Annotated in this window: 20 protein-coding genes and 1 pseudogene; 8 read left to right on the top strand and 13 right to left on the bottom strand. The window is 50.0% G+C overall.

The window, feature by feature from the left end:
* Positions 1–396: 396 nt before the first annotated feature.
* Positions 397–921 (top strand): hypothetical protein, encoded by a 525-nt coding sequence (locus QZ311_RS04165; RefSeq protein ID WP_297064365.1) that lies wholly within the window; start codon positions 397–399, stop codon positions 919–921.
* A gap of 77 nt (positions 922–998) precedes the next feature.
* On the opposite strand, the gene QZ311_RS04170 is transcribed toward QZ311_RS04165, so the two are convergent.
* The 7 genes from QZ311_RS04170 to QZ311_RS04200 all read right to left on the bottom strand — a co-directional run bounded on the left by QZ311_RS04170 (position 999) and on the right by QZ311_RS04200 (position 8,039).
* Positions 999–1,604 carry a TlpA disulfide reductase family protein gene (locus QZ311_RS04170; RefSeq protein ID WP_297064368.1) on the bottom strand — a complete coding sequence of 202 codons (606 nt, stop codon included), beginning with the start codon at positions 1,602–1,604 and terminating at the stop codon, positions 999–1,001.
* A 419-nt stretch (positions 1,605–2,023) separates the two neighbouring features.
* Positions 2,024–3,289, bottom strand: a complete 1,266-nt coding sequence (gene nqrF / locus QZ311_RS04175) for an NADH:ubiquinone reductase (Na(+)-transporting) subunit F (RefSeq protein ID WP_123614272.1) — start codon at positions 3,287–3,289, stop codon at positions 2,024–2,026.
* A 40-nt stretch (positions 3,290–3,329) separates the two neighbouring features.
* Complete coding sequence (gene nqrE / locus QZ311_RS04180) at positions 3,330–3,947, bottom strand: NADH:ubiquinone reductase (Na(+)-transporting) subunit E (protein ID WP_297064373.1); 618 nt, start codon at positions 3,945–3,947, stop codon at positions 3,330–3,332.
* A 38-nt stretch (positions 3,948–3,985) separates the two neighbouring features.
* Positions 3,986–4,615 (bottom strand): NADH:ubiquinone reductase (Na(+)-transporting) subunit D, encoded by a 630-nt coding sequence (locus QZ311_RS04185; protein WP_297064376.1) that lies wholly within the window; start codon positions 4,613–4,615, stop codon positions 3,986–3,988.
* A gap of 71 nt (positions 4,616–4,686) precedes the next feature.
* The gene (gene nqrC / locus QZ311_RS04190) at positions 4,687–5,400 is read right to left on the bottom strand and encodes an NADH:ubiquinone reductase (Na(+)-transporting) subunit C (protein ID WP_297064380.1); all 714 of its coding nucleotides are present in this window, start codon (positions 5,398–5,400) and stop codon (positions 4,687–4,689) included.
* Positions 5,401–5,453: 53 nt separating this feature from the next.
* Positions 5,454–6,662: an NADH:ubiquinone reductase (Na(+)-transporting) subunit B gene (locus QZ311_RS04195; RefSeq protein WP_297064383.1), complete on the bottom strand. Its 1,209-nt coding sequence runs from the start codon at positions 6,660–6,662 to the stop codon at positions 5,454–5,456.
* A gap of 30 nt (positions 6,663–6,692) precedes the next feature.
* Positions 6,693–8,039, bottom strand: coding sequence for a Na(+)-translocating NADH-quinone reductase subunit A (locus tag QZ311_RS04200; protein ID WP_297064386.1), 1,347 nt, complete (start codon positions 8,037–8,039; stop codon positions 6,693–6,695).
* A gap of 361 nt (positions 8,040–8,400) precedes the next feature.
* Here QZ311_RS04200 and QZ311_RS04205 point away from each other — a divergent pair, with 361 nt between their 5' ends.
* The 7 genes from QZ311_RS04205 to metK all read left to right on the top strand — a co-directional run bounded on the left by QZ311_RS04205 (position 8,401) and on the right by metK (position 17,187).
* Positions 8,401–9,231 carry a MotA/TolQ/ExbB proton channel family protein gene (locus QZ311_RS04205; protein WP_297064389.1) on the top strand — a complete coding sequence of 277 codons (831 nt, stop codon included), beginning with the start codon at positions 8,401–8,403 and terminating at the stop codon, positions 9,229–9,231.
* Between the two features lie 84 nt (positions 9,232–9,315).
* Entirely contained in the window at positions 9,316–10,032 is a 717-nt protein-coding gene (locus QZ311_RS04210; protein WP_297064392.1) for a biopolymer transporter ExbD, read from the top strand.
* Positions 10,033–10,037: 5 nt separating this feature from the next.
* The gene (locus tag QZ311_RS04215; protein ID WP_297064394.1) at positions 10,038–10,784 is read left to right on the top strand and encodes a biopolymer transporter ExbD; all 747 of its coding nucleotides are present in this window, start codon (positions 10,038–10,040) and stop codon (positions 10,782–10,784) included.
* Positions 10,785–10,830: 46 nt separating this feature from the next.
* Positions 10,831–11,688 (top strand): energy transducer TonB, encoded by an 858-nt coding sequence (locus QZ311_RS04220; protein ID WP_297064397.1) that lies wholly within the window; start codon positions 10,831–10,833, stop codon positions 11,686–11,688.
* 343 nt (positions 11,689–12,031) lie between these two features.
* A complete protein-coding gene (gene clpB / locus QZ311_RS04225) occupies positions 12,032–14,620 on the top strand; it encodes an ATP-dependent chaperone ClpB (protein ID WP_297064401.1) in 2,589 nt (862 codons plus the stop codon).
* Between the two features lie 81 nt (positions 14,621–14,701).
* Complete coding sequence (locus QZ311_RS04230) at positions 14,702–15,178, top strand: hypothetical protein (protein ID WP_297064404.1); 477 nt, start codon at positions 14,702–14,704, stop codon at positions 15,176–15,178.
* Positions 15,179–15,861: 683 nt separating this feature from the next.
* Positions 15,862–17,187: a methionine adenosyltransferase gene (gene metK / locus QZ311_RS04235; RefSeq protein WP_297064407.1), complete on the top strand. Its 1,326-nt coding sequence runs from the start codon at positions 15,862–15,864 to the stop codon at positions 17,185–17,187.
* Positions 17,188–17,369: 182 nt separating this feature from the next.
* On the opposite strand, the gene upp is transcribed toward metK, so the two are convergent.
* From upp to QZ311_RS04265, 6 genes and pseudogenes are all read right to left on the bottom strand, one after another.
* Positions 17,370–18,023 carry a uracil phosphoribosyltransferase gene (upp, locus tag QZ311_RS04240; protein WP_297064410.1) on the bottom strand — a complete coding sequence of 218 codons (654 nt, stop codon included), beginning with the start codon at positions 18,021–18,023 and terminating at the stop codon, positions 17,370–17,372.
* Between the two features lie 99 nt (positions 18,024–18,122).
* The gene (locus QZ311_RS04245) at positions 18,123–19,013 is read right to left on the bottom strand and encodes a TIGR01212 family radical SAM protein (protein WP_297064414.1); all 891 of its coding nucleotides are present in this window, start codon (positions 19,011–19,013) and stop codon (positions 18,123–18,125) included.
* The gene (aroC, locus tag QZ311_RS04250) at positions 19,010–20,086 is read right to left on the bottom strand and encodes a chorismate synthase (RefSeq protein ID WP_297064416.1); all 1,077 of its coding nucleotides are present in this window, start codon (positions 20,084–20,086) and stop codon (positions 19,010–19,012) included. The genes QZ311_RS04245 and aroC overlap by 4 nt, the downstream gene beginning before the upstream one ends.
* 136 nt (positions 20,087–20,222) lie before the next feature.
* Complete coding sequence (gene ybaK, locus QZ311_RS04255; RefSeq protein WP_297064419.1) at positions 20,223–20,723, bottom strand: Cys-tRNA(Pro) deacylase; 501 nt, start codon at positions 20,721–20,723, stop codon at positions 20,223–20,225.
* A 129-nt stretch (positions 20,724–20,852) separates the two neighbouring features.
* On the bottom strand, positions 20,853–21,269 hold the full coding sequence (locus QZ311_RS04260) for a DUF4377 domain-containing protein (RefSeq protein WP_297064421.1): 417 nt from the start codon (positions 21,267–21,269) through the stop codon (positions 20,853–20,855).
* A gap of 67 nt (positions 21,270–21,336) precedes the next feature.
* Positions 21,337–21,762, bottom strand: a pseudogene (locus QZ311_RS04265) (hypothetical protein); the annotation flags it as partial.
* Positions 21,763–21,872: the final 110 nt, after the last annotated feature.

A 21,872-nucleotide genomic window follows, 5' to 3' on the forward strand; every position in this document is an offset into this window, starting at 1 on the left:
ATAGTTAAAATCTGAGTGGTGTATCTTTTAGGTAAATTGTTGTAAGCGAGGAAGGAGCATAGCGCGCTATGCGACTGACGAACTTCAACAATTTAGCAAAAGAGACACCAAGGCTTGGGTAGCTTAAAAATTTTTATTCATGAAACAGCATACAGAAGAAAAGACAATACCATTGCCTCCGAAAGTTTTGAGTGCCTATGACTCTTCATTTCAGTCACATAGCACGCTATGCTCCTTCAATTCAGAGCCATATCCATCTCAAAACTTTCGCTCAGATTTTAACTATTGTTATTAAACACCCTCTAAAATCACACAAGCCTTTTTGTATTATCGCACCTTTTTATGGCATGGTTGATGTTAATTTTGTTGCGGAAACAAAATTAACCATCAAAAGCTATGAAAAAGACGGCAACCACTTCTCAGAAACACGCAAAACAGTCATTATCAACTACAAGCAGCAAGCTTAATGTCTCAAAAAATTTTTATGCCTCAATTTCCGATAGAGTGGCGGAAACATGCAAGCTTCTGCCTGACAGCAAGGATACAGCCAAAGAAGCCATGAGTGTCATAGACCGCTACATAGGCGGTGAAAAGGTTAATCTAAAGAATCTAAATGCTAACATACAGCTGATTTTCACATTACTGCGTTCGGAAATAGACCGTGCGCTATCTCGCTCCAAAGCAGCGCGCCTCCGCGGTTTGCAGCGACGCAGAAATTTACAGGAAAAAGAGGCGCGTTTTATCGAAAGCCTCAAGGCGATGTGTGGCGCGACGGCCATGCGCAGGGAAGATACGGAAATGCCTGAGGCTGAATCTCTATCCACACCGGCGCAAACAATGCAACCAAACCGACGACAGCGCCGACGCGAGCTGCGTGAAGAAAAACGCGCAATGCGCCAACGAATAAAACGTATAGGATAAACGCCGGGAAACCATATCAAAACTATATCAGAGGCTGTTTCAGCTAATGCCAAAACAGCCCCTAAAATTGTCTATGCCTATTCCTTTACACACTCGGCGATAGTTTTGAGTATGCCGGCACGGATTTCCTCATTTGTTCCATTTACGGCACGGCGGATGAGTCCGTTTTTATCGACCACTATGGTCATCGGGAAACCTTTGCCATTGTTCCAACGCAGAAACAGAGTATCATTGACGAGGTGACGCCATGTGAAACCATGTTTTTCCACTACAGGCCGTGCCTTGTCGGCATCTTCGTATGTAGCAGACAGGAACACCACATCAGGATAGAGTTCTTTCCATGTCGAAAGCTCAGGCATCTCTGCACGGCATGGCCCACAGGTTGAGGTCCATAGATTCAGCACTGTCACCTTGCCTTCTATATCTTTGTTGCTGCACTCTACCCCATCAATGTCCATAGCCTTAAATTCAGGAAATCTGTCACCATCATGAATCGGCAGCCTTCGTTTAAACGACAGAAGATCCATAAACTTCTCACGACTCCGAGCCTCCTTCAAAATAGCCTCCCCGTCTTTCAGTTGATTCAGCGGTATGGCTTGTGCAAAAATGTCGTCGGACAGAACCGAAGAATCATTATAAACCTTAAGCCAGATTGTTATATCCTTATATTTAAACCTTGACATCGAATGGCTTTTTCCAATAAGTTCTTTTGGAGTATCTTTAAAAAAGCGACCTTGGATATAAACATAACTCTGTCGTTTAGGTGCGGACGTGTTGGCATTCTGACTTCCTGCCACTAATGAAGTCAAGATAAATAAAGCCGTCAAGATAAAATTTCTCATGGTTGTCATATATATATAAATGTGGAATGAATTTTTGTTTAATGTTTGTGATTCGCAAATATAGCCATTTAGACTAATATCACAAAACGTTTGACTAATAAATTTAATCGTTTGTTATATTTTTTCTTGAAAGTATTATATCACCTTATCCGATAGACTCAGCGTACGCAAAGCAGCAAACACATGTCAGAACAACAAAAAAAGCGCCATTGACAACAGCCAACAGCGCTTTTTGCAATAATTATTTCTTTCTGAGGAAATTATCCTCCAAAGTTATCGTAGTGAACTGATTCAGGATCGACACCGAGGTCGTCGAGCATCTTGTTGACAGCGGCGCTCATCGGGCCGGGGCCACACATGTAGTATTCGATATCCTCCGGTTCGGGATGGTTCTTGAGGTATGTCTCGTAGATGACCTGATGAACGAATCCGGCGGTATATTTCACACCTGCAGCATCGGCAGCCGGGTCGGGACGGTCAAGCGCAAGGTGGAACTTGAAATTGGGGAAGTCCTTTTCGAGCTGGAGGAAATCGTCGAGATAGAACACTTCGTTAAGCGCACGCGCACCATAGAAATAGTTCATCACGCGGTCGCGAGTATTGAGGGTCTTGGTCAGCCACATAATCTGGGCACGGAGAGGAGCCATACCTGCGCCACCGCCAATCCACATCATCTCGGCCTTCGAGTCGACAATGGGGTGGAAATCTCCGTAAGGGCCGCTCATGCGCACCTTGTCGCCCGGTTTGAGAGTGAAGATGTAGCTCGACGCGATGCCGGGCATGACATCCTGAAAACCGACCTGAGGTTTCGGCTTGAACGGCGGAGTGGCTATACGGACGGTGAGCATGATGCGGTCGCCCTCCTCCGGATAGTTGGCCATCGAGTAGGCACGGACGGTAGTCTCCGTGTTGCGGCACTTGAGTCCGAAAAGACCGAACTTCTCCCACGAAGGAAGATACTCGTCGCCGATAGAAGCCTTGTCGATATCCTTGTCATAGTCCATCTCATAGGTCGGAATCTTAATCTGTGCGTATGAACCCGGGATGAAGTCCATGTGAGCGCCTTCGGGAAGAGCCACGATGAACTCCTTGATAAACGTGGCCACATTTTTGTTTGAAATAACCTCGCATTCCCATTCCTTGACATCGAGCACAGAAGCCGGAATGCCTATCGAGCAGTCCTCCTTGATTTTCACCTGACAGCCAAGACGCCAGTGGTCCTGCTGCTGTTTGCGCGAAAAGTGTACCTTCTCGGTCGGGAGAATGTCACCGCCGCCGCTGAACACCTGACACTTGCACTGACCGCAGCTGCCCTTTCCGCCACAAGCCGAGGAAAGGAAAATATTCTGGTCGGCGAGAGTCGAAAGCAATGTCTTGCCGGACTCAGCCTCGACAACGGTGTCGGAGTTGATCGTAATCTTGACTTTGCCCGAATGGACAAGATATTTCTTTGCGAGCAGAAGTATCAGCACCAAGGCGAGGGTGATGATAAGAAAGATGCTCACACCTGAAAGTATCGTTAACATGATATATTATATAATATAGTTGTGTGAATGCTTAATAATATCAAATCTTGATGCCGAGGAAGCTCATGAAGGCTATTCCCATAAGGGCAGTCAGGATGAAGGTGATGCCGACACCGCGGAGCGGACGCGGAATGTTGGAATAAGTTGCGATGCGCTCACGGATGGCAGCGATGGCCGTAATGGCAAGAAGCCAGCCGAGTCCCCAGCCGCCACCGGCGCAGACAGCAGTCCAGACGCTCGGGAAGTCGCGCTGCTGCATGAAGAGCGACCCGCCGAGAATGGCACAGTTGACAGCGATAAGCGGAAGGAAGATGCCGAGCGACGAATAGAGCGCAGGGCTGTATTTCTCGACCGTCATCTCGACGAGCTGTGTCATCGAGGCTATGACAGCGATAAACATGATGAGCGACAGGAAGCTGAGGTCGACATCGGCATACTCGGGCCCGAGCCATGTGAGCGCGCCTGCGCTAAGGACGTAGGTCTGGAGCAGATAATTGACCGGAAGCGTCACGACAAGCATGAAAGTCACTGCAACACCAAGGCCAAAAGCGGTCTTCACGTTCTTTGACACGGCGATAAACGAGCACATGCCGAGGAAGTAGGCAAAAATCATGTTGTCGACAAAAATCGACCGTATGAATATATTCAGATTTTCCACTTGGGTTTAATTTTAGAGCGTTGGGCGAATGTGGTTGATTAATTGTCTTCCTGAAGATCCTTGTTGACACTGCGCTGCACCCAGATGATGCAAGCCACGAGTATAAGAGCCATCGGCGGAAGAATCATGAGACCGTTGTTGACATAGCCGGCATCATAGAAGCTCTGGGGAATCACCTGAAAGCCGAGCAGAGTTCCGCTGCCAAGAAGCTCGCGGAAGAAACCGACGATGACAAGGATGATGGCATAGCCTATGCCGTTGCCAACTCCGTCGAGAAACGAAGGCCACGGCTTGTTGGCCATCGCGAACGCTTCAAGACGTCCCATGAGAATACAGTTGGTTATGATGAGGCCGATGAACACCGAAAGCTGCTTGGCGGCATCGTAGGCAAAAGCCTTGAGCACCTGATCGACGATGACCACGAGTCCGGCCACCACGACAAGCTGCACGATGATGCGGATATTGGTCGGAATCGTGTTGCGGAGAATCGAAATGATGACATTTGCAAACGCAAGCACCGCGATAACCGAGACACCCATCACAATCGCAGGTTCAAGCTTGGCAGTGACGGCAAGCACCGAGCAGATGCCGAGAATCTGCACCACTACCGGATTGTTTTTCGAGAGAGGGTTGAAAAGCACCTCTTTATTATTGATTTTATCAGCCATGACGGATGAAATTTTTTGAGTGTTGAGAGTGTGTTGACTGGATTTGTTAATTCTCACCGTAGCCGCTATGCTCAGAGAGCGGCTTCAGAGAGTCCCTGAAGGAATTTCTTGTATGGTGTGAGGCAGTTGTCAAGCATCGCGCCGACACCTTTCGAGGTAATCGTACCACCCGAAATACCATCGACGTAATCCTCTCCGTTGAGTGGCTGCTGTCCGGCCTTCACTACTGCGACGGGGCGGAAACGGCCATCCTTAAACACCTTCTTACCCTCGAACTGACTGCTGAAAGCAGGTTTTTCGATTTCAGCGCCAAGACCGGGAGTCTCGCCCTGATGAGCGAAATATGCGCCATAGATAGTCGAGCCGTCACTGTCAAAAGCGACATATCCCCAGATCGGGCCCCATAGACCGGCCCCATAGACCGGCAGGATATATTTGACAGCGCCATCGGCCGTGGTGCATACAAACACCGGAAGCTCGCGGCGGTCGGCGGCGACTTTGCTCTGTGCGGCTACATTGACATCGAACGCCTTGACTCCTTCGACAGTCTCTCCGCGCTCATTGACCACAAACTGGTCGGTAATATATTTGTCAAACTCTGCCACTACGTCATTTTTGTCAGCTGAAATCAGTGCGGCATTCAGAATCTGGCTCATCTTGTCGGCATTCACATTGTCCTGCTGACGTTCACGCAGGGCAAGCGACGTGGCTGCAAGGGCTGTGCCAACAACCACCACAAGTATGATGATATAGATTATTGTATATGTATTGCTTTGCTTATTCATAAGTCGATGTGGAATTAAGCTTTATAGCTGTTGGATGAATTGGATTGCCATGCTCATGCGGCTGTATGCCTCTGACGGCGCATACGGCGCGAGACATTCAGCTGAACCACACAATAGTCGATCAACGGAGCGAGAGCATTGCCGAGAAGCACGGCAAGCATTGCCCCCTCGGGATAACCGTTGTTGTATGTACGGATGATTATAGCGACCGCTCCGACAAGGAAACCGTAGATATACTTGCCGGGATTGGTGCGTGCGGCCGTAACCGGGTCTGTCGCCATGAAGACAGCTGCAAAGGCAAATCCGCCGAACAGGAGCTGGTCAACCGGGTCGAGGAACGATGCCGGATAGGCAGGAGTCTCAAACACGTTGGCAACCCAGCCCATGAACAGGCCTCCGGCAACGACACTGAGCATGATGCGCCACGAAGCTATGCCGGTGGCGAGGAGGAGCACCGCACCGATGAGAATCGCCAGTGTCGATGTCTCGCCAAACGAGCCGGGAATCAGTCCGAGGAAAGCATCCCATGTGCTGACAGGATTGCCCTTCAGATTGAGCAGTTCAAGATTCCCGCCGGTAAACGAAGCAATCTGTCCGAGAGGCGTAGCCCCTGAAAATCCATCGGGAAGGTCGAAACCGAGACCGCAGATTGAATTTGTAGAAACAAACACCTTGTCGCCGCTCATCTGGGCCGGATAGCCGAAGAAGAGCACTGCGCGGGTGACAAGTGCAACGTTGAATACATTGTAGCCTGTACCGCCAAAAACCTCTTTGACGAAAACGACTGAGAAGGCGGTTGCGACCGCAAGCATCCACAGCGGTGTCTCAATCGGACAGATGAGGGGGATGAGAATACCGGTGACAAGAAATCCTTCCTGAATCTCCTCGCGACGCCACTGGGCGACGACAAACTCAATGCCGAGACCGACCACATAGGCCACAACTATACGTGGCAACACCGCGAGAAAGCCGTAGGCCATCAGCTGCCAGAACGGAAATTCCGTAGCTCCGGCCGCAAGCCAGTTCTGATAGCCGGCGTTATACATGCCGAATAGCAGACAGGGCATCAGAGCGAGCACCACTATTATCATCACTCGCTTCGAATCGAGACTGTCGTGGATATTGACACCGGAAGTCGAAGTGGTGTTAGGTGTATAAAGAAACGTTTCAAACCCGTCGAACACACTGCGGAAAGCATGGAGCTTACCGTCAGGCTCGAAGTTAGGCTTGATTCTATTTAAATAATTTCTTAGCGCTTTCATTGTTGGAATGTTAATTCTTAAAAACAGGAATCAGACCTCACTGCGGAGATAGTCGAGACCCTCACGGACGATTTTCTGAAGCTCAAGCTTGGAGGGGTCGACATATTCGGCAAGGGCGAAGTCCTCGGGAGCGACCTCATAGATGCCAAGCGCCTCCATGCGGTCGATATCCTTTGCGAGTATAGCCTTGATGAGATATTCGGGCAGTATGTCCATCGGGAACACCTTGTCGTATTCACCCGACATGATCATGGCGCGTCGACCTCCGTTGATGCGTGCATCGGGAGCGAACTTGCGGCCGAGGAAACGGCCTATGAACGACGGGCTGACACTCATCTTCGAAGGGCTCATCGAAGCCCAGCCCATGAACTCGTCGGCATCGTCGCCTTCGGGAATCACGGTCACCTGACGGTAGGGATAGCGGAGGTAGCCATCGATGTTTTCGCGGACACCCGTCAGAACGTTTCCTGAAATTATGCGCCGGTGACAGCCGACGTCCTTCAGTTCGCCATCAAGGACGGTAGCAAGCGAAGCCCCGACGACACTCTTTTCAATGCGTGGCTCACAAACCTCGCTGCCAGTCACGGCTACAAGAGCCGACCAGTCAGGCTCACCCGTGAGGGCGAGATGGCCGATGCGGGCAAGCGTCACTATGTCGAGAGTCCATACGACCTCACCCTTGTTGACAGGAGCTATTGCAGCAATCTGCACTCCGGCATTTCCCGCTGGGTGAAGACGAGGGAATTCCACGATTTCAGCGCCTTTAATATCAGGCATTGACGAGCCTTTTTCCACACCTATATATATAGGGCCGGCAGCCAGTTTGGCCAACACCCCTACTCCTGCCTCAATATCGGCCATGCGTCCATCGACCATCGCCTCAAGCGACGGCGCAAGAGGGGCGGTATCAATGGCCGTCACCATAACCGAACGCGGACGGTCGGACGGCAGCGGGACAATGTCGTAGGGACGGCGACGCATCATCGCCCACAGGCCGGAAGCCATCAGGGCTTCAGTAACAGCCTCGACCGACGCGCCGGCAAACGGAGCAGACTTGACAGCAGTCTGAGCGACAGACGGGTCAAGCTTGATGACGACACGCTCGATTTTACGGCGCGCACCACGCACGACAGCCTCGACCGTTCCGGCAGCCGGAGCGACGAGCTTTATTCTCGAATCTGCTTTGTCGTGTAGTAACGGTGAACCAACCTCGACCCTGTCACCCTCGGCAACATCAAGCTTAGGCACGAATCCCGGAAAATCGTCGGGAATCAAAGCAACATGGGCAGGAAGAGGGATAGCGACGGGCATCTCTGAGCGGAGTCCACCTTGAAGATTAAGATTTAAGCCTTTTTTCAGGCTGACAGACCTTCTCATCCTTGGAATTTATGTAAGTTGTACCTTATAAAAAAATTGGAAAGCACAAAGATAATAAATATATTTGAATATAACTTAATACGTTTTAGCTGAAAAGTATGCAAAATATAAAAAAATACGAGATTCCGAAATATCACAATTTGTATTTTAGTTTGTTTAACGCAAAAAAAAGAGCAAAACGTTTGCAAACACCGATTTTTCCTTATAATTTTGCAATATCGTTTAAAAATTAGCTTTCATCCCGTGAAAGCAAAAAATCGATACCATCAGAAACTAATCCTTAAAAAAGCTAATCAAGAAAATCATCAAAACTAATAACAAAATAAACCAATAAACTTAAAATCTTTAGTAATTACAAATTATGGAAGCTCAAAAGCCTAATCCCACACAGCCTGCAAAGGCTAACGCTAAGAACATCTCCGGAAGCAACGTAGCCGGCATCAAGAACGCCTTCTTGGTGATCCTCGCTTGCTTCGTAGTAGCTGTATGTCTCTTCATTTTCTGGTTCGGTCACGAATCACACTTTGAAGAAGGTCACCCCATCGACCTCTGGGGAACAATCTACAAGGGCGGATTCATCGTGCCTATCCTCCAGACTCTCTTCCTTACCGTTATCGTTCTCTCTGTTGAACGCTGGATCGCCCTCAAGTCTGCAAAGGGCAAAGGCTCTATCGAAAAGTTCGTTGCCAACGTGAAGAAGTGCCTCGCCGCTAACAACATCCAGGGTGCAAAAGACCTTTGCAAGAACCAGAAGGGTTCAGTAGCCGCTGTTGTTGCCGCAGCTCTCGTTAGCTACGAAGAAATGGACAAGAACACCATCCTCACCAAGGAACAGAAGATTGCCAACCTTCAGAAGACAGTTGAAGAAGCAACCGCACTCGAAATGCCCGCTCTTCAGCAGAACCTTCCCATCGTTGCAACCCTCACCACTCTCGGTACTCTCGTCGGTCTTCTCGGTACTGTGATGGGTATGATCAAGTCATTCCAGGCACTCGCCGCTTCAGGTGCTCCTGACTCAACCGAACTTTCTACCGGTATCTCTGAGGCTCTTATCAACACTGCCTTCGGTATCGCAACCGGTGCATTCGCTGTAATCTCTTACAACTTCTACACTAACAAGATTGACAATCTCACCTACGCTATCGACGAGATTGGTTTCTCTATCGTGCAGACATTTGCAGCTACCCACTAATCCTACGTTACTGTTATCACAACAAAGGTTTAAACCAACACTTTCATAAAACAAAGCAAAACCTCTTATAATAGATAAAGTAATATGGGAAAAGTAAAAATGAAGAGAAAAAGCACCCTCATCGACATGACCGCGATGAGTGACGTGACTGTGCTCTTGCTTACTTTCTTCATGTTGACATCTACCTTCCTTCAGAAGGAGCCGGTCACCGTACTGACCCCCTCCTCTGTATCTGAGCAGAAAGTGCCGACCGCGAATCTCGCATCGATACTCGTAAGCCCAGAGGGGAAAATCTTCATCTCCATCGCCGGTGACGCAGACGCTGACACCAAGGACACATGGGGATCAGAGGCTCTCCGCAAGACGATTCTTGATGAAGCAGTAACGCTCTACAACAAGCAGCACCCCTCAAACCCGGTGCAGCTCTCTGTAGCACAGCGCGAAGCATTCTCTAAAATCAATATGTTCGGTGTTCCGTTCCAGGTACTTCCGCAGTTCCTTTCAATGTCACAGACCGATCAGGATAAGTTTATCACTGACATGACACAGAAGGGCGTCGGTATACCCATCAACGACAACAAGGACATGGAACACCTCAACGAGTTCCAGATCTGGATGCGTGCCATCTACAACTCAGGAAACGACAACCTTCAGAAAGCCATGAAAAAGGGTGAAGGTATCGCCGTCAAGGCCGACAAGGACACTCCCTACAACACTGTCCACGACGTGCTTGACAACCTGCAGACCATGAAGATGAACCGCTTCAGCATCATGACAGCTTTAAAAACTGAGCAAGAATAATCATTATGGCACAGATAGAACAATCAGACGGCGGCAAAAAGAAAAAAGGCGCCCAGAAGAAAATGTCGATCCATGTGGACTTTACTCCCATGGTGGACATGAACATGCTTCTGATTACATTCTTCATGCTTTGTACCACAATGATTAAGTCACAGACTCTCACCATCTCGCTCCCCTCGAACGAGAAAGTAGAGCAGAATCAGATGAACAAAGCTAAGGAATCAGAGGCAATCACCCTCATCCTGACTACTGAACGCAATGCCAACGGCGATGTCAAGAACGACGAAAGCGGCCGTCCGATGAACACGGTTTACTACTACGAAGGTATGCCCGACTTCACTGACGAAAACGGCGACGGTCTTCTCGACAACAACAAGCTCAAGGCTGAGAAATTTGTCGGCAACGACGGCAAACTCCAGCAGGGCATTCGCAAGATCCTCCATGACCGCAACAAGCTGGTGCTTGAAAAAATCGAAGTTGAAAAGTCGAAATGGCGCAACAAAGAGTTCTCGTCGATTTCAGCTATCAACGACTCAATCTACCAGTCACGTGCACGCGAGATCCGTAACGACTCTACGCTCACACGTCCTGTTGTGATCATCAAAGCCACTCCTGAAGCTTCATGGGAAAGCCTTATCAGCGCCCTTGACGAGATGCAGATCAATCAGATTTCACGCTATCAGATTGACAACATCAACAAGAATGACTCAGTGCTCATCCTTGACTACCTCGCCAAGAATCCCAAGAAATAATCTGTTGATGAATGATATATTAACCTTGAAAAATCTCTATTGAAATATGGCAAAAGACGTAGATCTTTCATCATCAGAATGGATTGACATTATATTTGAAGGCAAGAACAAGGACTTCGGAGCCTATGAGCTCCGCAAGGCCTCTGCAAAGCGCCACAACCGCGCGATGCTCGTTATCCTCATCGTCCTTCTTCTCGTAGCTGTACTCGGACTCCTTGCAAACACTGTGCTCCAGAAAGCTGAAGAGCGTCCTGAAGACCAGATCGAGCAGGCCATGATCGACTACACAGCTGACGAAGCTGAAGAAGAAGAACCCGAAGAGCCCGAACAGCAGCGCGTCGAAGAGCAGCAGCCCGAAGCTCTTCCTGAAGAAATCCTCAACACCGTAAAGGCCACCGAGCTCCAGATTACTCGTGACGAAGAAGTTGTTGAAGAAATCAAGTCTCAGGACGAACTCAAGGACACTGACACCGCCGTAGGTACTACTGACTTTGACAAGGGTACTGACGACCTCAACGTGGTGCGTGAACACAAAGAAGAAGTTATCGTCGAAGAGAAGAAACCCGAACCCGTGGATGACAATCAGGTATTCACCGTGGTTGAACAGAAGCCCCAGTTCCCCGGCGGCGAGGCAGCCCTCCTCAAGTGGGTGGCTGAACACCTCCGCTATCCGGCAATGGCTCAGGAAAACAACATTCAGGGTCGAGTTGTCGTACAGTTCGTTGTCACCAAGACCGGTAAGGTCGGTGAGGTAAAGGTGATCCGTTCAAAGGACCCCGACCTCGACAAAGAAGCTGTCCGCGTAGTAAAAGCTCTCCCCGACTTCGTCCCCGGCAAGATGAACGGACATTCGGTGAACGTATGGTACACCCTCCCCGTGACATTCAAGCTTCAGGGCATTTAATTCCGAATCTCACTTAAACAAAGGCTACGGCCGCTATTCCCTTCAGGGCATGGCGGCCGTTACTTTTTTTGTCCCCCCGGCCAATGGCAATCCCACCCCACAACATGCGCCCATATCCGTGCCACCGGATACCATTGACAATCGACGACAACAATCATTTCCATGACAAAACGGCTCTTTCAGGCATGACAATTCAACCAATTGGCATGATTTTTGTTAGATAGATATAACAGATTGCCGCCGTGTCTGTTTCATGGTTTCGGCCATGAGTAGAGACAGGCATCACTGACAATCCCTTATCTGAACGAAACTAAATAAAAAACTCACAACTTCAACATAGCTCATGAACTTCAATAATTTCACTATCAAATCACAGGAAGCGATCCAGAAGGCCATAGAGATTACCCGTGGCGCGGGCAATCAGGCTATAGAGCCTGTGCATCTGCTTAAGGGAGTCATGACCGAAGGGGAATCACTCATCAACTTTATTTTCTCCAAGGTGGGAGCCAATGTCGCCACCCTGATGCGTCAGGTTGATGCCAAAATCGCCGCCGAGCCGAAAGTGTCGGGAGGCGAACCCTATCTTAGTCGCAGCTCCAACGATGTCCTTCAGAAAGCGCTCGACATCGCCAAGAAACAAGGTGATGAGTATGTCACCCTCGAAGCTTTACTTTTAGCCATCTTCACGGTCAACTCTCCGGCTTCAACCATTCTAAAGGACGCCGGATTGAGCCAACGTGAACTTGAATCGGCTATAGCCGAACTTCGTAAGGGGAAAAAGGCTACCGACCAGAGCGCCGAAGACACTTATCAGGCACTTTCGAAGTATGCCATCAACCTCAACGAGCGTGCACGCGAAGGCAAGCTCGACCCTGTGATCGGACGTGACGACGAAATCCGCCGCGTATTGCAGATTCTGTCGCGCCGTACCAAAAACAACCCTATGCTCATAGGCGAACCCGGTACGGGAAAGACTGCCATCGCCGAGGGACTCGCCCAGCGCATCGTCCGTGGCGACGTGCCCGAAAACCTCCGCACAAAGCAAATCTATTCGCTCGACATGGGCGCACTGGTGGCCGGCGCGAAGTACAAAGGTGAATTTGAAGAACGACTCAAAGCTATCGTCAACGAAGTGACAGGGGCCGATGGCGAAATCATCCTCTTCATCGACGAGATCCACACTCTTGTCGGAGCAGGCAAAGGTGAGGGAGCCATGGATGCGGCCAATATACTCAAGCCGGCGCTTGCGCGAGGCGAACTCCGCTCGATCGGCGCGACAACCCTCGACGAATACCAGAAGTATTTCGAAAAGGACAAAGCCCTCGAACGCCGATTCCAGAAAGTGATGGTCAACGAGCCTGACGAGGCCGCAGCCATCGCCATCCTCCGAGGACTTAAGGAACGTTATGAAAACCACCACAAGGTGCGTATCCGTGACGAGGCGATTATCGCAGCCGTCACCCTCTCGGAACGCTACATCACCGACCGTTTCCTCCCCGACAAGGCAATCGACCTTATCGACGAGGCTGCGTCGAAACTCCGTCTCGAAATCGACTCCGTCCCTCAGGCGCTTGACGAAATCACACGTCTCATAGCCCAGAAGGAAATCGAGCGCGAGGCAATCAAGCGCGAGGGCGACAAGGAGAAAGTGAAGGAAATCGAAAAATCGCTCGCCGACCTGCGCGATCAGGAGAAGGAATTCACCGCCAAGTGGAAAGCCGAAAAGGACCTCATCAACAAAATCCAGCAGAACAAAATCGACATCGAGCAGCTCAACTTCGATGCCGAACGCGCCGAACGCGAAGGCGACTATGCAAAAGTGGCTGAAATCCGCTATTCGAAAGTACAGCAGAAGGAGCAGGAAAACGCAGCCATACAGGAGCAGCTCAAGGTGATGCAGGGCGAAAAAGCCTTCATCAAGGAAGAGGTCGACTCCGAAGACATCGCCGATGTCGTATCGCGTTGGACAGGCATCCCCGTCAACAAGATGGTGCAGAGCGAAAAAGAAAAGCTCCTGCATCTTGAAGACGAACTCCACGGACGCGTCGTCGGGCAGAACGATGCCATCGCGGCCATAGCCGATGCTGTCCGCCGTTCGCGCGCCGGGCTCAACGACCCGCGCCGCCCTATCGGCTCATTCATATTCCTCGGCACGACAGGCGTAGGAAAGACCGAGCTTGCAAAGGCTCTCGCCGAATACCTGTTTGACGACGAAACGATGATGACCCGTATCGACATGAGCGAATATCAGGAGAAACACTCCGTCAGCCGTCTTGTCGGAGCGCCTCCGGGATATGTCGGCTACGACGAAGGCGGCCAGCTCACAGAGGCCGTGCGGCGCAAACCCTATTCGGTAGTGCTCTTCGACGAAATCGAGAAAGCGCATCCCGATGTGTTCAACATACTTCTTCAGGTGCTCGACGACGGCCACCTGACCGACAACAAGGGACGTCTCGTCAACTTCAAGAACACTATTATCATCATGACATCAAACATGGGCTCACACGTCATCCGCGACAACTTCGCAAAAATGACTCCTGAAAACCGTGGCGAGGTCATCGAGAAAACAAAGGACGAAGTGCTTGAACTCCTCAAGCAGCAGATCCGCCCCGAATTCCTCAACCGTATCGACGAAATCATCATGTTCACCCCGCTCAACGAGCAGGAGATTGAAGAAATCGTCGGATTGCAGATCAAATCCATCCAGCGCATGCTCGCCAACAACGGCATCACGCTCAAAGTCACTCCCGAAGCGCTCAAATATCTCGCAGAGGAAGGCTATGATCCGGAATTCGGAGCACGTCCCGTCAAGCGTGTCATCCACCGTATGGTGCTCAACCAGCTGTCGAAAGACATACTTGCCCAGAAGGTCGACCGCGAACGCCCGATAGTCATCGACTACGACGGCTCTGACATCGTGTTCAAGAACTGAACTCGAGAGTAAAACGGTCCGATAAGACACGACACTATAAAAAACATATTTTTACAAACTATTTATTATATTCAAGCAACTATGAAACGTATCCTTTATCTACTTCTCGTGCTTCCGTTGCTCGGACTCATCTCATCGTGCAGCGATGACAAAGATTTGCCTCAGGTCAGCCTCTCTATCGACTATACAGGTGCTGTTGAATCCGACGGCAGCCTCTATGTGGTTCAAGGCGACACTCTCAACGTCACAGCGCTCCGCGCCATCCCCGACGAAGGGACAAAGACAGCCACTCTCGGTGTTGTCGCCTACTTCTGGGACGGAATTCCTCAGGGCCGCACCGCACTTTCGCCCTTCCCCATCAGCATCAACACCACTGATATGGAACTTGGCAAACACTACCTCGGCGTGAACGCAACAGTGCTTCAGGTCGACAAGGAAGTCGGCTTTGCAGTCACCCAGTTCCCCGTCACCATTGTAGCAAGTCAGGCTGATATGCCGGGCGAAGGCGACGGAGGCACAATCAACCCCGAGACCCGTATCTCTGACAGCGAAAACTGATTTCCAATCCATTTCATGGAAACAGGACAAAGCATACCACACTTTCAAAATCATGGCGCTTCTTTATCTCACAGATGAGAAGCGCCATGATTTTGAATATGTAAAAATATGAATCAGAGCTGCCAATCCAAAATAAATTATGTAATTTTGCCTTATCGACGTAGGCGACATTCCTACCCTGCGGCTCATTGCCGTCGTATAGATAGCAATCCGGTGGGGGGCATTCATTCTATCTTTTTCAGTCAGTTCGGGCGTTTGGCGATGCCTTTCACTTCTGAAAAAGCGAGAGTTCCCCCACTTTTTTTACCTATTTTATTCCGACAAAACCATTGCGGTGATTCCAAGATATTTTTTTATTTTGGAGTTACCGCAATTTCTTTGTAACTTTGCAGCCGAAAATCAAAGTGGACAAATTTGGCTGCTTGCAACCACTTCAAAAAATGCTAAAACTGCACCCCTCGCCACAGTGCCATGACAAATCCATTGTCAATAGCCACGAGGGATTTCAGAACTTCTCCCCTCTTTGTCTTCATAGAGGATTTAGACTTTTGAGATTCATATTGCGTGCCGGCAATCCGCGAGGATGAAGGCCACAGATGAGAAATGTTGAAGCAGGCAGCGCGAATCCACGCATTTTCAAGCCGACTTCGACATTTTATTTTTTATATAAGCACCATAAACTTATGAAAACTTATCTCTTCACATCAGAATCCGTATCAGAAGGACATCCCGACAAGGTTGCCGACCAGATTTCAGATGCCATTCTCGACGAGTTCCTTGCCCGCGACCCGAAATCGAAAGTCGCATGCGAAACACTCGTCACAACAGGTCAGGTAGTAATCGCAGGCGAAGTCAAAAGCGAAGCATACATCGATCTGATGGAGGTGACACGCGATGTCATCCGCAAGATAGGCTACAACCGCAGCGCACTGAAGTTTGACGGCGAGGCTTGCGGTGTCTTCTCAGCTCTCCACGAACAGAGCGCCGACATCAACCGCGGTGTCGAACGCAACGAGGCTGAGGCTCAAGGCGCAGGCGACCAAGGCATGATGTTTGGCTACGCATGCAATGAGACCCTCGACTACATGCCTCTCACCATCGACCTCTCCCACCGTCTCCTTCAGGAACTTGCCGACATACGCCGCGAGGAGAAAGAGATGACCCACGAAAAGCGTGGCCGTGTCTACACATACCTCCGTCCCGACTCAAAGAGCCAAGTGACTGTGGAATATGACGAGAACAACCGTCCGCTGCGAGTCGACACAATCGTCATCTCCACACAACACGATGAATTCATCCTCCCCACCGACGACTCTGACAGCGCCCGCGCTGCCGCCGACCGCGCCATGCAGCAGAAAATCACCGAGGATGTGCGCAACGTACTCATTCCCCGCGTCAAGGCCAAACTACGCCCTGAGGAAGCGGCTCTCATCGGCGACGACGTGAAGCTGCTCGTCAATCCGACAGGCAAGTTCGTCATCGGAGGTCCTCACGGCGACACCGGTCTGACTGGCCGTAAAATCATCGTCGACACCTACGGTGGCCACGGCGCACACGGTGGCGGCGCATTCTCGGGCAAAGACCCCTCAAAGGTAGACCGCTCGGCCGCATATGCCGCTCGCCATATCGCAAAAAATCTCGTGGCAGCCGGAGTGGCCGACCGCGTGCTCGTACAGGTAGCCTATGCAATCGGCGAGGCCCGTCCCGTCAGTCTATGCATCAACACCTACGGCACTGCCAAGGTAAACCTTTCGGACTCTGAAATAGCAGCAATCGTCAACGATATGCCATGTTTCGACATGACTCCCTATGCGATTGAAAAGCGCCTCGGACTCCGCAACCCTATCTACCGCGAGACTGCAAGCTATGGACACATGGGACGCAAGCCGGTGACCGTGACCAAGGAGTTCCATTCGAAATACGAACCGACCTTCACACGCACCGTCGAACTGTTCACATGGGAAAAACTCGACGCAGTTCCAGCCGTGAAAGAAGCCTTCGGTTTGTAAAATAACAGAAAACATCTGAAACATAAGAGGTACAAAAATTCAGAAATAACAAAAATAACAGACTTCGTTTTTTCGTCGACGGTAGCAGGGTGATTCAGCCCATCACTCCGATTGACAAAAGAAACGAAGTCTGTTATTTTTGTTATTTCTGTATCTTATTCCAGACCTTTACGGCTAAAGTATTATTCCTTTATGCCATATGCGAGGTCGCCGGCGTCGCCGAGCCCGGGGACAATGTAGGAATGGTCGTTGATGACCTCGTCGATAGCGCCGACCCACACCGTAGTCTTGTCGGCCGGGAAAGTGGCCTTGATATAATCAATAGCCTTGCGCGAGGCGATAATTGAGGCCACATGAACGTGGGCCGGCTCGCCCTTGGTCAGCAACGCGCGGTAGCAGAGATCCATCGACGAACCGGTGGCAAGCATCGGGTCTGCGATAACGAGAGTCTTGCCGTCGATTCGGGGCGAAGCTATGTATTCGATAAACACGTCGAAATTCTCTTTCTCGCGATACTTGCGATAGGCCGAGACAAAAGCATTCTGTGCATGGTCGAAGTAATCGAGGAAACCTTTATGGAAAGGTATGCCGGCACGGAATATGGTGGCAAGCACAACCTGCTCGTCAAGAATCTGTGACGGGGCGACAGCCAGAGGTGTAGTTACATCGACAGTCTTGTAGCGCATACGCTTCGACATCTCGTAGGCCATGATTTCACCTATGCGCTCAAGATTCCGGCGGAAACGCAGCATGTCGGTCTGCACGTTGACGTCGCGCAGCTCACTCATATATTGACTCACCAGCGAAGGTGTTTCGGCAAAATTGATTACTTCCATGATTTTATTAAGGTGTGGGATTACTTATGTTTACAAAGACAAAATTAGAGAATTTTCATATCTGTAACAAATGAGCCGGGCAAATCGATGTGCAAAAAATCAAAAAAGCTCTTTACGAAGCTTGTTGTCGAGAAGATTGGTAAACTGATAATTTTTGAGATTCCAACGCGGATAAATCAATAATTCCGGAGGCGACTGCGAAACGAAGCGCTCAACGGCAATGTCTTTACGCAGACGACGGAGAATCCTGACACACAGATCGGCATAGGATTCAGCCGTGAAACGCGGTATGTCGTAAAGTCCGGCTTCGACATCGCGCGCCATTCGCGTCCCGCGTACGAGCTGAAGCTGATGAATCTTTACGGTGTCGACCGGAAGTTCGTTGACACGGTCAATTGTGGCAAGCATCACCTCCTCATCCTCACCGGGAAGCCCCATTATGAGATGAAGCCCGCACGGAATCCCGGCGGCATGCGTGCGCCTGACCGCATCGGCCGTATCAGCCCACGTATGACAACGGTTCACAAACCGGAGAGTCTCGTCGCAGGCGCTTTCCGCACCATATTCAATCATGACCCATGCCGGAAGCGCCGACAGACGGTCGAGAAGCTCCTGAGGCATGCAGTCGGGACGAGTACCGATAATCAGACCGACCACTCCGTCGACGGCCAATGCCTCCTGATAGAGCCGCATGAGGCGGTCGATATCATCGGAATGAGTGTTGGTATAGGCCTGAAAATAGGCCAGATATTTCATTTCAGGATATTTGCGGGCAAAGAAAGCCTTTCCCTCGGACAATTGCGCGGAGACTCCGAGAGCAGGCGCACAGTAACCCGGATTGAACGATTGATTGTTGCAATACGTGCAACCGCCCACGCCCTTGCTGCCGTCGCGGTTCGGACAGGTGAATCCGGCGTTGACCGCTATCTTCTGTACCTTCCCATTGAAATGGCCGGAAAGGAAGTCGGAAAAATCCTTGTAGGCCTTCATAGTCGGGCGGCTCGGTTCAACAACACGGCATCGAGAATCACAATCGCCGCCATCGCCTCGACTATAGGCACTGCGCGAGGCACGACACAAGGGTCATGACGGCCACGCGCCTTGAGCAACACTTCACGGCCATGACAGTCAACGGTCATGATGTCCTGCATCAGTGTGGCCACCGGTTTGAAGGCAACGCGGAAATATATGTCAGCGCCATTCGATATTCCGCCCTGAATTCCTCCCGAATGGTTTGCCGATACGCCGATATTGCCGTCATCATCAAGTGTGAAGGGATCCATGACCTCACTGCCCCGAAGACCGACACCTTCGAAGCCCATGCCATATTCAAATCCCTTGCTCGCATTTATGCTCATCATTGCTTCCGACAATCGTGCGCCGAGACGACCGAACACCGGGTCGCCCACTCCGGCAGGAACACCACTGATGACACAGCTGACTATGCCGCCGATGGTGTCGCCCTCGCTTTTGACTTTCATTATCAACGCCTCCATCTCGGCAGCCTTAGCCTGATCGGGACATCGCACCGCGTTGCTTTCGGTGAGCGATAAATCAAGGTCGGAATACGGCTTTCCGATGGCGATAGCCCCTACCTGCGATGTGTAGGCCATGATTATTATACCCATCTGTTCGAGGGCCTGACGCGCGAAAGCCCCTGCGACGACACGCGTAGCAGTCTCGCGTGCGCTCGAACGGCCTCCGCCACGATGGTCGCGGAGACCATATTTCGTCGTATAGGTGTAATCGGCGTGCGACGGACGGAAGGCTTCGCGCAACTGGCCGTAGTCGCTTGAATGCTGGTTCTCGTTGCGGATGATAAATCCTATCGGACAGCCGGTTGTCACACCTTCAAACAGGCCTGACAGAATCTCGACCGTATCGCTTTCCTTTCGGGCTGTCGTTATGGCCGACTGTCCCGGACGTCGGCGGTCAAGTTCGCGCTGCACCCGGTCGAGGTCAATTTTAACTCCTGCGGGCATGCCGTCGATGACTCCGCCGATGGCTGCGCCGTGACTTTCGCCAAAACCTGTAAAGGTGAATATCTTGCCGATTGTGTTCATTTTTTATTTAATGCATAATGCTCAATCCATAATTCATAATATGCTCTACGCGAAGGGGGCATATTTATGAATATATGCGTCAGGCATTGATTTTTTTATTCTATTTGACTTTTAATACTATGGTAATTTCTATGTTTCAGCTCTTCGGGACGGCGATGTCGGCTACCTGAGCCGAACAATACGCAATCAAATCAGCCGGAGCAATCTTGAACTGGAGACCGCGCTGCCCGGCCGATACGTAGATAAACGGATGGTCGAGCACTGTCGAATGGAAATAAGTCGGAAACGGTTTTTTCATCCCCACCGGCGAGCATCCGCCACGGATATAGCCTGTAAGCGGCAAAAGCTCCTTCATCGGAATCATCTCCGCTTTTTTAGCACCTGCAGCCTTGGCGGCCTTCTTCAGATCGACCTCCATGTTTCCCGGGAGGACGCAGACAAAGTGACCGCAGCGCTCGCCGTTAAGCACGAGAGTCTTGAACACACTGTCAATATCCTCGCCAAGCTCCTCAGCCACATGTTCGGCCGCAAGATTGTCGGGGTCAACCTCATAGGGAATCAGTTCATAATTGATTTTAGCCCTGTCGAGCAGGCGCGCGGCATTTGTCTTAGACACTTTATCTTTTGACGTATTCATAGCGCAAATTTACTCAATCACTGTCTATATTGCAATTTTCAGAGAGTAAAAAAGTTGAGACACCAGCCCAATTGGCCTATGGCAGATGAGGCTCTCGGCGATATTTTTTTGAGACTGCGATTGATTCTGTTAATCATTCTCAAACCAGTCCGGGATAAAATCGGCCGGTAGATTGTCGGAATCCTTATGCTCCTTTGATAATATTTCCAAAAGTTCATATACAGTCCATGACGGGTCGCCCATTCTGTAATCCAGATAGCTTGTTTTACTAATACGGATTTGATATTCATAACCCGGTTCGTAGTCAAATTTTGAGATGTCAGCAAGAGGTTGCCACTCTTGCTGCGCTTCGTCTTTAACGGCATAAACATCAGCACGGTAGGGATTACCACAGGACACAACAACTCCTTGCAACTTCTTAGAAGCAACAGTCAGCGTGTACTCTTTATAATCGGTAACCTTTCGGCCTCCGAGGTCGTCATCGTTGCTGCATGATGTGATAGCAAAAATAACAAAAGCAAGAATGATTGTTAAAAATTTGTTCATATTCTTGTATGATTAATGTATTTATTTCCATCTTTAGGTAGGTCTTATGGGGTATCGCTTACGGCTGTTCGTCTTTAAAAGTTCTATACAGACAGATGATTGCCAGTGCTTTTCTCTTTCCGTCATTTGCCGAAATCTTAATTCCTTTATACACCTCCGGAACATCGGAAATACAAGGAGGAAAATGTATTTTCAACCGATTGGCTTCCAGTTTAAGCACCGCCCATCCACAATCATATGTATATGAATCACCCGATATAGGATTGAGCACATCGAAATTTTCGCATGTCATTACAATATCGCCTTCCTTGCTGTTTCCTTTGAAGTGATATTCAGACACCCATCCTCCAGCAGAACCTATATGCTCAACATTCTCAGGCGTAAGGATTTCATACGACCAAATCATTGGACCGCCGGGTAAAATATCATCTTTGTCGCAAGCAGTAAAAAGCATGCAAAAAAGCATAATAAACGGTAAAAGCAATTTCTTCATATTTAAACAGTTGTTTTTGGGATGAGTAATATGATTTGTCTTATGCCATCTTATATAACGTGAGTTCGATATAAGCAATAGACCATTCACCAATAAAACAATCAGCCATT

This window comes from uncultured Duncaniella sp., assembly GCF_910578445.1.
GTDB lineage: Bacteria > Bacteroidota > Bacteroidia > Bacteroidales > Muribaculaceae > Duncaniella.

Excerpts from the sequence above, each read along its gene's own strand:
- QZ311_RS04165 (WP_297064365.1), top strand. The coding sequence starts at position 397 with ATGAAAAAGACGGCAACCACTTCTCAGAAACACGCAAAACAGTCATTA.
- QZ311_RS04170 (WP_297064368.1), bottom strand. The coding sequence starts at position 1,604 with ATGTCAAGGTTTAAATATAAGGATATAACAATCTGGCTTAAGGTTTAT.
- nqrF (WP_123614272.1), bottom strand. The coding sequence starts at position 3,289 with ATGTTAACGATACTTTCAGGTGTGAGCATCTTTCTTATCATCACCCTC.
- QZ311_RS04185 (WP_297064376.1), bottom strand. The coding sequence starts at position 4,615 with ATGGCTGATAAAATCAATAATAAAGAGGTGCTTTTCAACCCTCTCTCG.
- nqrC (WP_297064380.1), bottom strand. The coding sequence starts at position 5,400 with ATGAATAAGCAAAGCAATACATATACAATAATCTATATCATCATACTT.
- QZ311_RS04195 (WP_297064383.1), bottom strand. The coding sequence starts at position 6,662 with ATGAAAGCGCTAAGAAATTATTTAAATAGAATCAAGCCTAACTTCGAG.
- QZ311_RS04200 (WP_297064386.1), bottom strand. The coding sequence starts at position 8,039 with ATGAGAAGGTCTGTCAGCCTGAAAAAAGGCTTAAATCTTAATCTTCAA.
- QZ311_RS04205 (WP_297064389.1), top strand. The coding sequence starts at position 8,401 with ATGGAAGCTCAAAAGCCTAATCCCACACAGCCTGCAAAGGCTAACGCT.
- QZ311_RS04210 (WP_297064392.1), top strand. The coding sequence starts at position 9,316 with ATGGGAAAAGTAAAAATGAAGAGAAAAAGCACCCTCATCGACATGACC.
- QZ311_RS04215 (WP_297064394.1), top strand. The coding sequence starts at position 10,038 with ATGGCACAGATAGAACAATCAGACGGCGGCAAAAAGAAAAAAGGCGCC.
- QZ311_RS04220 (WP_297064397.1), top strand. The coding sequence starts at position 10,831 with ATGGCAAAAGACGTAGATCTTTCATCATCAGAATGGATTGACATTATA.
- clpB (WP_297064401.1), top strand. The coding sequence starts at position 12,032 with ATGAACTTCAATAATTTCACTATCAAATCACAGGAAGCGATCCAGAAG.
- QZ311_RS04230 (WP_297064404.1), top strand. The coding sequence starts at position 14,702 with ATGAAACGTATCCTTTATCTACTTCTCGTGCTTCCGTTGCTCGGACTC.
- metK (WP_297064407.1), top strand. The coding sequence starts at position 15,862 with ATGAAAACTTATCTCTTCACATCAGAATCCGTATCAGAAGGACATCCC.
- upp (WP_297064410.1), bottom strand. The coding sequence starts at position 18,023 with ATGGAAGTAATCAATTTTGCCGAAACACCTTCGCTGGTGAGTCAATAT.
- QZ311_RS04245 (WP_297064414.1), bottom strand. The coding sequence starts at position 19,013 with ATGAAGGCCTACAAGGATTTTTCCGACTTCCTTTCCGGCCATTTCAAT.
- aroC (WP_297064416.1), bottom strand. The coding sequence starts at position 20,086 with ATGAACACAATCGGCAAGATATTCACCTTTACAGGTTTTGGCGAAAGT.
- ybaK (WP_297064419.1), bottom strand. The coding sequence starts at position 20,723 with ATGAATACGTCAAAAGATAAAGTGTCTAAGACAAATGCCGCGCGCCTG.
- QZ311_RS04260 (WP_297064421.1), bottom strand. The coding sequence starts at position 21,269 with ATGAACAAATTTTTAACAATCATTCTTGCTTTTGTTATTTTTGCTATC.